This is a genomic window from Thermacetogenium phaeum DSM 12270 (assembly GCF_000305935.1).
Taxonomy (GTDB): Bacteria; Bacillota; DSM-12270; order Thermacetogeniales; family Thermacetogeniaceae; genus Thermacetogenium; species Thermacetogenium phaeum.
The window spans coordinates 247,600-259,705 of the sequence record NC_018870.1; the positions used below are offsets into that span (position 1 = coordinate 247,600).

The window sequence follows — 12,106 nt, forward strand, 5'->3', positions numbered from 1 at the left end:
TGCTGGCAAGGGTGATCATCCGATGTTAGAGAATTGTGCCGGCCTGGAAGACTGTGAGCGTGTGCTCGCCGGACAAGTGGAAAAGGTCGCTTTTCTCGGCCAGGTGGAACTATCTTCCGAAGACGTGGAAAAGCTGGGAGCGCTGATCGGGGAGCGAATAAAAAACGACATCCGACGGGGTACGCAGTATTTGCAGCAGCGCGCGGAGACTTGTTTGGTGCAGTATTTGGTGGACACGGGAATATGGAAATATAAGGACGGCTCTTATTGGCCTGCGTTGGCAGAAGCGGTTGGACTGGATGACGTTAACTGGCAGGTTCGATGGGGCAGTTTTTTTCTTCAATATCTTACCCGGAAGGGACTGCAGCAGTTTGATCTGGAGCAGGATGAGGAAGGTGCTTGGCGCTACGTCACACCTATTCTGCTGCACGGTGGGATTCCCGACTGTTGCCTGGATGAATTCTTCAGCCGCATTGTCGTGAGATTGATCGACGATGACAGGGTCGCCGAAGATGACGTTAGGGATTGGCTTTATTCCGTCAGGGAACAGGAGTTTCGGAAAAGGGATCTCTACAAAGAAATCAGGGAGCTCGAGAAAGAAAAGGAGAAACTATCGGTAGATTATGGAAGGCTGAGCCGTCTGGAAAACCTTGTAACGAAAGTGGGAGAACTGGCCGCGGCAGCTTCGAGCCCCGGGCAGTGGAGCGAACTGCCGGAGGACTGCCCAGGGTTTCTCCGGGAGAAGGAATCCGAATTAAAGGATGTTCAGCGGCAGATCACCGACCTGGAAAGGCGGCGTGAGGCTTGCTGCCGGAGGATCCGGCAATTTACTCAGGAGGACAGGATTATCTTGGAGCTGGGCTCCACTGTTGAGCAGTATGCGCAGGAATACCAGGACTTTTTAAAAGAGAGGGAAAAGCTGCGGGAGTTGGAGGCCGAGGAAAAGGCCTGCCGGGAAAAGCTGAATGCTTTAGCTGCGTCTTTTTGGGGATCTCCCTGGGAGGACGGGTATGGGGATCTTCTAGAAAACATCTCCTGGGATCTCCTGGCCGTAAAATGTGAAGAATATCGGGCGCTGCGGGAAGCGTATCGCCCGCCGGATGAAGGGCGATCTCAAAAGAATGCGGAGGCGCGGCGGCTCCCTTTTGTTGGCTGCTGGCCGGGAATTATTTCTACAGCTGCGGGCGTAGGCCTTCTTTTTTCACCCCTTCGGTGGGCGGGGGCGCTGTTCCTCTCTGCAGGTGTGCTGATGGCGGCTGGCGCTTTCATCCGGTGGCGCCGAGAGAAGCGATTGGAGAAGGAGCAGCGCGAAGCGCTGCAGTGCCGGATGTCGGCCGCTGAGAAAGAGATGCGCCGGCTTGAAGGGGAAATCAATCGGATTGTGGCCGGTCTACCCTTTCCGGCCGATTGCAGCTGGATTCAGGTCCCGGATGCGATCGACCGTCTGGGATCGCTGAGGGAGGCATTCGAACGCAGGCAGGACTGCCTTTGTCAGATGAGGCAGGTGGAATCCCGACTTGCCGGCTGGCGGCAGCGGGCAGCGGAGGCAGCCGCCGCTGCCGTGGGAGCGCTACCGGATTTCGGCGGGTGTTCAATCGAGGTGATGCTGGAGAAGCTCTCTCGGAGCCGGCAGAAGCGGGAAACGGCAGAGCAGGCGGAAAGAGCCTTGAGGGAGGAGATCGCACCCCGGCTGCAGGAGCTGAGGGACTGCGAGGCCCGGATCGAACGGGATTTATGCAGGGTAAAGGCACGGCTGTTGTATTTGGGGCGCGGCAGTCTGGAAGAGGGCATCAATGAACTGGCAGTGAAGAGGGACGTTTTCCGACAGGTGAAAGTGGTGATTGCCGAGATCGAGGAGCTGCTCGGGCTTTTAAACCTGCCCTGGGAGGCGCTCCCTGACGGCAGGATTGGCGAGCTCTGCAGGGCTAAAGGCGCAGAACTCGAAAGCCTTTGCTCCCGGCTCAAGGAAAAAGAAAAGGAAATGGCAGGCCATCCCTCGTCCCTCCCGGACCTCGACAGGCCCATAGAGCGGTTTCTTCTTTACGGAGGCGAATGGACGGAGAGGTGGCTGATCGGCGCAGTCAGGCTGGCCGAGCGGGCTTTTCGGGAGCGAAATATCCCTCACGAGGTGGAGCCGGATCTGCCTGCCAGGGTAGTTGACGGGTTTAGGGAATGGTGGAGAGAAAACCACCCTTCAGATCCCAATGGAAACACTGACCTTAAGCCGGAAAGGTTTGCTAATCCTGTTCTCAAGCTGGATCAACGGCAGAGGGGGCTGGTGATCTTCACCGACCGCTGCCGCTTCCGCCTGGAGGATGCCCGTTTGGCGCCGACGGTAATTTTGAAAATAACCGCTTGCGGTCAGGTTGCCGGCGATGATTCTCTGCAGCCGGTTGAACTGCCGCTGCGGGTCTACAGGGGCAAGGAAGGCTGGGCGGAGACGGAGGTTGTGGAGTACTCCGTCCCGCCGGCAAAAGAATACGAAGTTGCCCTGGTAGTAAACGGAAAAGTCAGGAGGTCCCTGCGGATCGAGGGAATAAAAGATGGAAGGCCGTTTCTCGTTTTCGATGAGAATGGGAAGCAGTTCGCCGGTGAAGTTCTACCTCGCCGGAGATTTTGGCTGCTTCTCTTGAGCGGCTATCGGCTGCCTTTTAACGTTCCTGTAATTGAAGACGCAACCCCGCCATGGCAGCCGGGCTACTGCCTCTTTCTCGTCGATTTAAGCGATGCCCAGGAGTTTTATCTCACCGACGGCAGTGGAGTGCGATGCGGTTATCCCCTGGCAGAGGGGGAATCCTTTGAGCCCTACCTCAGCGGCGGGCAGACCGTCGATTTCGTCTCCGTGGAGGGTGCTCCGGTTTATGCCGGAGAGCCGCCTTTCCTGGTCATCCCGGTGGACAACGAGACCGGTTGGAAGGGGTGGAGCATCGTTGTCCGGTACGGCAGGGGGTTGTCCGCGGAGCGCAGGCGCTGTTTGCTGGGCGAACTGCCAGAAGAGAGCATCCGGCGGTGCGACGGGCGGATGGAGGTCCCTTTGGCGCTCCCTGAATTGTTGGGCCCGGGAGCTGCCGGTGATTTCACGGTTCGGCTGCGGGCCAGCAAAAAAAGTGAATACGTTTTTAGGCTGACCGTGGTTCCCGATCTGCTGGTGTTTTTTGAACCGCAGCTTTTATTGCCCTTTTCCCAGGAGGGTGAGCAGACCAACGTGACGGTGATAATACCGGAGAACGCCGCTTTGGAGGTTGAACAGCCGGCAGCAATTATATCGGTGGAGGACGACGCCTATGAGATAGAAGTGCCCCGGGAAGAGGATGTGGTTCGGGTAACCCTCGTGCTTGATCAGACTTCACAAACCGCAGAGGAGAAAATTCTGCCCATGGACATCAGGGTTCCCGCTGTCCGCTGGCGGCTGCTGGGATTAAAGGGCGGTCAGTTTCGCGAGTGGCAGAAGCGGGTAGCGGAGGTCTGGCTCGGGGATTGGGAGGAGGCGGGGGACGCCCTCTATCTGGAGCTGGGGTTCCCCGCAGAAGAGGGAGAGACGGTGCAGTTTTGCTTGGACGGTTCCACGCACTACGTTACCGGGCAGATCAGAAATGGATGTACCCGGTTTAACCTGCTTGAGTTTACTGATACCTTGAGAAGCGGGGGAGAGCCTCTCCGGAGCTTTTCGATAAAGGTCTACGGTTCGCGCCGGAAACCGATCTGCGAGGGGCTTCTCTTTCGTGTGCTCTGCCGTTGGATTGTGGAAGATGTGAAGTGGACGGTACGGGACCTGGGCGGTAGGCGGCAGCTGAGGGTTGAGTGGAGGGAGAGAGGGCGGGCGCAGAACCGGGTGCTGCGGGTGTGGAGGCTCTGGGAGCCTTGGTCACCCCTGCTTGTAGAACCGATTCCGGATGGGGCCGTGCAGATAACCGTAGAGAGGGAAAAGGCCGTTTTGCCTCCCGGGCGCTATCTGCTCCAGTTTGCCGTGGAGGATCCCTGGCGTGCGGATGAGCCCGTGTCCTTTCCGACGGAAGGGCTCAATACTGTAGAGATCGACATCAGCGGTGGGGAGCCCTATATTAAAGACCTCGATATTCGGCTGCAGCCGGAAGAAGCTCTGATCTCAGGCGTTCTGGTTAATGCGGCTCCGGGAGAGAAATTGATCGGATCGCTCTGCGGAATTGCCGGCCGCAGAGGAGAGGTGCGGAGGACGGAGACGGCCGTAGCTGCCGATGGAGCATTTCGGTTCGAATTTGCCCGCAGTGAGGGGGGGCCGTTGCCGCTGCCGGTGGAGGCCCACTGGTTGGTGCTGGCAACAGAGGGCCTTTCTTTTTACGAATTCAGCATTCTTGAGAATCCGGCACCTCTGAAATTTGCTTTGGAAGAACTGACGGTGCAGGAAGTAGCGGAATTAATTGAAGTCCAGGAAGGTGTAGACGTGAGGATCGAAAGCCGGGAGGGGGATCTGACCTGCTTCGAGTTGCCGGCCGAGGCCGGCTCCGAGTTGATCGGAGCGTGGACCGACGGGCGCAGTGAAGTCGACGTCGACTTGATCGTGAATCAAAGATTCGAAAGGGTTAAGATTAAGCGAACGCCAGAAGAAACCCAGCTTCTCCTGGAAAGGGGTGTGAAGTGCATCGGCTGCGGCATGATCTTGCCAAACACCCAGGCCTGGTATCAACATTCTGCCGGGCTGGAGGAACATCCGGGGCTTATTATCAATTACGTAAACGTCCCTATTTCGCTCTACCTGATCTGGGACGTTGCGCCTCTGATCCGAAGGTACCGGGCTGAGAACTATGCCGGCTGGCGGGAACTGCTGGTGCTGTATTCCAGCCGCCATATGCCGCTCCCGGGCCGGATTATTGACGAGGGACGGCTCGATTGCGAACGACTGTTCGGAGTCCTCTGGGAAAGAGAAAAAGAGCGCGCTCGTGCGCTGGCAAGGGGGTTGCGGAAGGTTGAGCGTTAATCCTATCAGTGCTGCGGCGGCGATTAAGGAAAGTTATCTCGGTTACCTGACTACCACGTTTCATTTCCGAGATGCCGTTATCCAGGAGCAGTTTGAGAGCAGCCTGAGGCGGGGAGCAGATTTCGTCAAAGGGCCAATTTTAGAAGCCACGCCGCCGTTTGAGAAGGGTTCTACTGTTGCCGAATTGATAAAAGAGGGGGTCTTATCCGAGCGCTTTGCGTTTCTCTCTACACCGCAGCTGCCGATGGATCGCCCATTATACAGGCATCAGGAGGAGGCGATCTGCAAGCTCATTGTGGGGCGGCGCAACCTGGTGGTGGCCACCGGGACGGGGAGCGGGAAGACGGAAACCTTCCTCATTCCCATCCTCAACCATCTCTTTAGAGAGGAGGAGGCAGGCCGGCTGGGCCCCGGTGTCCGGGCGCTTCTCCTCTACCCGATGAATGCGCTGGCCAACGATCAGCTGGTGCGGCTGCGGGGGCTGTTAAAAAACTATCCCAACGTCACCTTCGGCCGTTATACCGGGGAAACGGAGGAGAAACATGCTGTTGCCCTGGATCAGTATAGAAAAGCGTTCCAGGGCCAGGATCCGCTTCCCAACGAACTCATATCCAGGGAGCAGATGTGGGAAAACCCGCCGCACATCCTTCTCACAAACTACGCTATGCTGGAATACCTGCTGCTGCGGCCGAATGACAGCGTTTTCTTCGACGGGGAGTATGCCAGGAACTGGCGTTTTATCGTCATCGATGAAGCCCATACCTATTCCGGTGCTAAAGGGATTGAAATGGCGATGCTTCTGCGGCGGTTGAAGGACCGGGTGGCTGCGGGAGAGGGAGGGCTGCAGTGCGTGGCCACGAGCGCCACCCTGGGGGGCAAGGAGGAATTCAGCCGAATTGTTGACTTCGCCGGCCAGCTGTTCGGCGAGCCCTTTGAATGGGTGGAGGAGGATCCCGGGCGCCAGGACGTCGTGGAAGCGGTGCGCCTGCCGGTGGTGCTGCAGTCGCAGGAGTGGGGGGAGCCCTCTCCGGAGGTCTACGAAAAGTGGCTGGACGCAATTAGCAAAGTGGGCGGCGAAGAAGCCGCAGCTGAGCTCGTCAGGTACGGTAGCGAGAGCGGCGTTCCCCAGGCGGTCTTGGAGAGTGCTGCCTCGAAAGCGTCGGGGCCGAATGGGTGGAGGACCTTTCTCTACGAAGTGCTGCAAGGGGATGGCCGGATGCTGAGGCTCCATCAGAAACTGCAGGAAAAGCCCCGGGATTTCGGTGAACTGGCCGGGGAGATTTTTCCGTCGCTGCCGGATGCCGATAGAGCTTTGATGGCGCTGGTTGAACTGGCCGCCAAGGCGAAAGTGGGCGATGATGAGACGCCCCTGCTGCCGGCCCGTTACCACTTTTTTGTCCGGGCTATTGAGGGAGCCTACCTTGCCCTGAAACCCGAGCAGAGGCTTTTTCTGGCGCGGCGGGAAAGCTGGAAAGAGGATGGCGGCGAGTACCCCGTTTTTGAAGCGGCCGTCTGCCGCCGGTGCGGGGCTACGTACCTGGTCGGGGAGCTTGATCGCAGTAACGGCCGGTGCTATTTGAAGCAGACAGGTGAGGCCGGAGGAAAGATCGCCTATTTCCTCAAAGTACCGGGTGAGATTGCTACCGATGCTCTGGATGAGGATGATGAGGTTGAGTTTCCACAACCTGTTGTGCCGGAAGATCGGTTGGAAAGCTACCTGCTGTGTGCCTCCTGCGGTGCTGTAGAACTGGAAAAGGCATTCGATCTGCCCTGCAGCTGCGGCCGGGAAAATTATCAGCGCCTGCTTCGGGTGCCGGTTACCGATAAAGGGAATGTCTTCCTCTGTCCGGCCTGCGGGGGACGAAGTCCCGACGGAATGGTGCGGCGCTTTCTGGTAGGTACCGATGCCGCGGCGAGCGTGTTGGCCACTGCACTATACCGGCAGATCCTTCCGAAGCAGAGGGACGATGTCAAAAGGATGCAGGCGGATGAGGATCCCTGGAGCTCCACTTTGGCCGTTACGGCCGGGGAAGGGGAGGAGTGCGGTTCCAGGAAGCTGCTCATATTCTCGGACAGCCGCCAGGACGCAGCCTTTTTTGCCCCCTATCTCGACCGGACGTACAACCAGATCCTGCGCCGCAATATAATCTTAAAAATCCTCAAGGAGCGCAGAGAGGAGGCTGTAGCCAACCGGTGGAGGCTGCAGGATCTGGTCGGCCCCCTGCAGGAGGCGATCGAGGAGAACGACCTCTTGCCCGGCTGCAGCCTTCAGGAGCGGATGAACGAGGCCTGGAAGTGGCTTTTCCGGGAATTTCTGGCGCTCGACCGCCAGATCAGCCTTGAAGGGCTGGGCCTGCTGAGCTTTAACCTGGTCAAGCCCCGCCACTGGTGTGCCCCACCCGGATTAATGGGTGACCCCTGGAACCTGACGGAGACAGAGGTCTGGACGCTCTTTCAAATACTGCTCAACACCCTGCGGATGAAGGGAGCCGTCCTTTTCCCGGAGCAGATCTCTCCCCGTGACCCCTTTTTCCGGCCCAGAAACCGGGAATTCTATTTTCGCGAGTACGGTGCCTCGCAGCAGAAGGGGATCTTCAGCTGGAATTCTGCTGCCGTAAACAGCAGGCTGGATTATCTGATCCGTCTGGCATCCAATATCAACCCGGAGATCGGCGAAGAGAAATGCAGGGAGGTATTGAAAAACATCTGGACGCGCAGCCTGGCCTTGAGCAAGAACAACAGCTGCTGGCTTCCCTATTTTTCGGTTGATTCTCTTCCAAGGGAAGGGGTGGTCTACCGGTTACGGTATAACGTGTGGGAAGTGTGGAGGGCCCTGGATGAAGGCCAGGAGTGGTTTATCTGCGATAAATGTCAAAATCTGACGCCCTACAACGTAAGGGGCACCTGTGTCACCTATCGCTGCCCGGGCAGACTGCGGCCGGTTCGACCTGAAGAGATTTTTCGACAGCACCATTATTACCGGCTGTATCTGGACGATCTGCCGCCGCGGATGGTGCCCGCCGAACATACGGCACAGCTGACCGGGAAAGCGGCGACTGAACTGCAGAGCAAGTTCAGGGAAGGTACGGTGAACGTTCTAAGCTGTTCTACCACGTTTGAGCTGGGTGTCGACGTGGGAGAACTGGAGGCCGTGTTTATGCGCAACGTGCCCCCTTCTGCGGCCAACTACATCCAAAGGGCGGGGCGGGCCGGCAGGCGGACCGACTCTACAGCTTTCGCCCTGACCTTTGCCCAAAGGCGCTCGCACGACCTCGACCACTATCGCGAACCCTGGCGGATGGTCTCGGGTAAGGTTCAGGCTCCTTACTTTAAGATCGCCAACGAGAAGGTTGTTCGGCGGCACGTTTACGCTACCGCCCTGTCTGCCTTTTGGCGCCGCCAGGAGTATCGGGGGCTTTTCGGCAAAGTGGAGAAGTTCTTTTTTAGGGACGGGCCTACCGGAACGGACCTTTTTGCCGATTTTCTGGAAAGCCGCCCGGCCGGGCTGCTGCGCTCGCTGAAGAGAATCGTCCCCGGTGACCTGCAGGAAAGCATTGACCTGGACGGATGGGGTTGGCTGGACGGCCTCTTCGATCCCAAAAAGGGTGTGCTCCGGCTGGCGGAAGAAGAGGTCATAAGCGACGTGGAGCAGTTGGAGGCGGTCAGAGAGAGACTGTATAGAGAACGCAAGAGGAGCGATCACTTAATCAGGTTGATTGACACGATAAAGAAGAGGGATTTGATCGGTTTTCTTTCGAGCCGGAACGTCATACCCAAGTATGGCTTTCCGGTGGACGTGGTCGAACTGCAGCTGCTGCATCACGGAGAGGAGGCAAAAAGACTGCAGCTGGAACGAGACCTCCGGATTGCCCTGTCAGAGTACGCTCCGGGCGGACAGGTTGTGGCCGGAGGCAAACTGTGGACGAGCCGCTATTTAAAAAGGTTGCCGAACAGGGAGTGGGAGCGCTTTCGTTATGCCATCTGCGATGAGTGCCAGGTATTTGTAAGGCAGAGGGCAGAGCTGGTCGGCAGTGAGGATCTGGATAAACGCTTCAGCCGGTGCCCGGTTTGCGGGCAGCGTTACAGGAATCAGGGGACCTATATCATCCCTGCCTTTGGTTTTATCATCGATCAAAAGGGGCCGACAGCACCCGGCGAGGAAAAACCGGAGAGGACCTACGCCACCAGGGTTTACTTCTGCGGTGAGGCCGATGAGGAAGGCTGCGTTGAGCTTCCGCTTCAGAATATCAGATTGAAGGCCGTACCCGCCGTCCGCGGCAGGATGGCGGTCATCAACAACGCCGGCGCCACCGGCTTTAAGGTCTGCTCCCGGTGTGGGTATACCGTCCTCGGAGACGAACGGGTGAAAAATCCCCACCTCAGGCCCGGCGGTGACGAGTGTCAGGGAACGCTGCAAAGTTACCTTTCTCTCGGCCATGAGTTTGAAACCGATATTCTGAAGCTTACGTTTGAGGGATATGAAAATAGCGAGCTCGGCTTCTGGTATTCATTGCTCTATGCCCTGTTGGAGGGGATGAGCAAAGCATTGGATATCGAACGGCAGGACATCGACGGCTGTCTTTACCCTGCAGCTGCGAACCCGGCTGCCCGGACGCTGGTCCTGTTCGACGACGTGCCGGGCGGAGCAGGACACGTCAGGCGGATTGCCAATCCGGGGTCCCTGCTGCTGGTTTTGAGAACATCCCTGGAGCGCCTCCTGAACTGCGAATGCGGAGGCAGCGAGGGGGATGCCAGCTGCTACGGGTGCCTGCGGCATTACCGCAATCAATTCTGCCATGACCTGTTAAAGAGGGGTCCCGTCATCTCCTTCCTGCGGGACGTTCTCCTTCAGGTGGGAGCTGCAGTGCCGTAAGCAGCACCATTTCTTCGGGCATGAGAAATCCTGTTTTTGCAGTTTAACAGGAGGTTGTAGACCATTCTGCATTTGATGCTTATGCCTTCCTGATAGAGGCGCGAGGCAAGAGCGTTTTTTAGTAAAAATTTGTTTTTGGATAACAAACTTACTGACACTAATAATAACTTACATTATCTTATAATATCTTATGAAAGAGGTATAATAAAATTGACTGTCTGGATAGCTCTTCTCCGTAAGGCCGCGAGAGAACGAAATGCCGGAAATTTGGAAGAGGGTTATATTATTTCCCGGCATGCCCTTCAAAGAATGGGTGAACGGGGAATAGCAGAAGAGGATATAACGAAGTGCGGCCTGGAAGGGAAAGTATTGGAAACACAGGATCATGGCCGGGATATTAAAGTTCTTGTTCAGGGTGTCGATACCGATGGCCAGGACTTTTACATGATAGTGGCCTTGCGTTTTCCCAGACCGGTCATTGTTACTGTCTGCCGCTTCCAGGATGAAGCGTGGGAAGATTTAGGGCCTTTTAAGAAAAGGCGTAAGGAGGATTAACAATGGAATGTTATATCTGCGGTGGCGAAATGAAAAAGAACAAAAAAGATGTGGATGCCACCTGGAAAGGTCGTACAATTACTTTTCGGGGGATGAATGCCTGGGTCTGCAGCTCATGTGGTGAAGAGGCCTATGAGCCTGATGACGTGCGCCTGATGCAGGGGCTGATCCGGGGTACCCTGAATCAGCCTGAATATCCGGAAATAATGAATGTGAGTGAGGTAGCGGAACTGCTCCGTGTGAGCAACCAGACAGTTTATAACCTGGTTAAAAGCGGCCGGCTTCCTGCGACGAAAGTAGGTCGGGAGTGGCGCTTCTCCCGGGAAAAGATCCTGCAAGTACTGGGTGGAGAAGCCTTCAAGGAGGAGGCAATAACTGAGGAAAAGCAAGATAGTGGGGTGAAGATGGCGGCACGTAAAGCCGACGATAACGGTATCTCTGAGCGAGATTTACAGGTAATTCAGAGGCATCTGGCCGAAATGGGCGGGCAGCAAGGGGGGTAATGGCAGTGTCATTATCTCCCGTTTTTTATGCCCGGCAACTGCGCCATGAACTGAAATTAACCGGTGCTGTGGATCTTAGTCTGGTAGCAGATCGGATGAATATCAGAATCTTCGAAGAAGCCCTTGATGCCGAGGGATACCTGATACAAAAGGGTAAAGAGGCCCGTATTATTATAAACAACAACATTGGCTATGAAACCAGGAAGTGCTTTACTATTGCACATGAACTCGGGCATTTTTATATGCCCCATCACCAGGAAAGCATATTCCGCTGCCTGGCTAGAGATATTCAATCCTATTGCAGTGATCGGAAATTGGAATATGAGGCGAACGAGTTTGCAGGAGAATTTTTGTTACCGGCTCAGGAACTGGAAAAGCGTTTATTGCAACCTCCAAATCTGGACATGATAAAAGAGTTCAGTAAGATTTATGGGACGTCTTTAACTGCAACAGCCGTCAAAGTTGTTCAATTAACGTGTGAAAAGATAGCAGTTGTTCTCTCCGAATCAGGTGAAATCAAATGGTTTCGCAAATCTGAATCCTTTCCCTACTGGATTAACAAAGGACCTCTTCACGAATGGACCTATGCCTATGACTTTTTCTCTGCAGGAAAAAGCCTTCCGGAAACACCGCAGAAGGTACAGGCTATGGCCTGGTGCCAGGGAGTTTCAAGAGAAGAATTGATTTTTGAGGAATCAATGGCATTTCCTAACCTAAATATTGTAATGACTTTGCTTTACATACCATATGAAGAGGAATGCGACGCTTTCTGGTGGTAGTGCAAATTAATGATCCTGTATCGGGGAAAAATGGCGAAACTGTTTGACTGTCCTGGAGTAACGCATAATGCAGAAGAGTGCCACGGTAAGTGCTGCATCAACTGCAACTGTTTGCTCTGCACGGGCAAGTGCTCACTCTTTGAGGAAGAGATAACCTGCTGTGTGTTCAATATTTTTGAAACGCCTTGTTCGCAATGGCCGTCGCCTTTCCCGTCATGTGTAAAAGTGGCCCCCGGATTGTTTGCAGACTCGCAAAAGTTCCGCTTGTGCATCCTCAAACAGAAAACGTCTGCAAATCGCCAGGAACGTATTGCCAGAGGGGTGGTGGCGATTCCCGGGCTTCCGGAGGCGGTGATCGTGAGGAAGGGGCAGGAGAAATCGGCAATTTAGAGAATCTCCTTTTGAGGGCTGAACGCTCGTCCGGGCGGCAGAGTTTCGTCCG

General features: G+C 55.8%; 6 protein-coding genes. All 6 read left to right on the plus strand.

Going from position 1 to position 12,106, the window contains the following annotated elements:
* Window positions 1-22 precede the first annotated feature (22 nt).
* Window positions 23-4,954 (plus strand): ATP-binding protein, encoded by a 4,932-nt coding sequence (locus TPH_RS15520; RefSeq protein ID WP_015049418.1) that lies wholly within the window; start codon window positions 23-25, stop codon window positions 4,952-4,954.
* A complete protein-coding gene (locus TPH_RS01310; protein ID WP_015049419.1) occupies window positions 4,944-9,827 on the plus strand; it encodes a DEAD/DEAH box helicase in 4,884 nt (1,627 codons plus the stop codon). The genes TPH_RS15520 and TPH_RS01310 overlap by 11 nt, the downstream gene beginning before the upstream one ends.
* Before the next feature lie 210 nt (window positions 9,828-10,037).
* Window positions 10,038-10,382, plus strand: a complete 345-nt coding sequence (locus TPH_RS01315) for a DUF4258 domain-containing protein (protein WP_015049420.1) — start codon at window positions 10,038-10,040, stop codon at window positions 10,380-10,382.
* Between the two features lie 2 nt (window positions 10,383-10,384).
* Window positions 10,385-10,885: a helix-turn-helix domain-containing protein gene (locus tag TPH_RS01320; RefSeq protein WP_015049421.1), complete on the plus strand. Its 501-nt coding sequence runs from the start codon at window positions 10,385-10,387 to the stop codon at window positions 10,883-10,885.
* A complete protein-coding gene (locus TPH_RS01325; RefSeq protein ID WP_236608807.1) occupies window positions 10,885-11,664 on the plus strand; it encodes an ImmA/IrrE family metallo-endopeptidase in 780 nt (259 codons plus the stop codon). Before TPH_RS01320 ends, TPH_RS01325 begins: the two co-directional genes overlap by 1 nt.
* A gap of 237 nt (window positions 11,665-11,901) precedes the next feature.
* Window positions 11,902-12,054, plus strand: coding sequence for a hypothetical protein (locus TPH_RS15300; protein WP_155990797.1), 153 nt, complete (start codon window positions 11,902-11,904; stop codon window positions 12,052-12,054).
* Window positions 12,055-12,106 lie beyond the last annotated feature (52 nt).

Excerpts from the sequence above, each read along its gene's own strand:
- TPH_RS15520 (WP_015049418.1), top strand. The coding sequence starts at position 23 with ATGTTAGAGAATTGTGCCGGCCTGGAAGACTGTGAGCGTGTGCTCGCC.
- TPH_RS01320 (WP_015049421.1), top strand. The coding sequence starts at position 10,385 with ATGGAATGTTATATCTGCGGTGGCGAAATGAAAAAGAACAAAAAAGAT.
- TPH_RS01325 (WP_236608807.1), top strand. The coding sequence starts at position 10,885 with ATGGCAGTGTCATTATCTCCCGTTTTTTATGCCCGGCAACTGCGCCAT.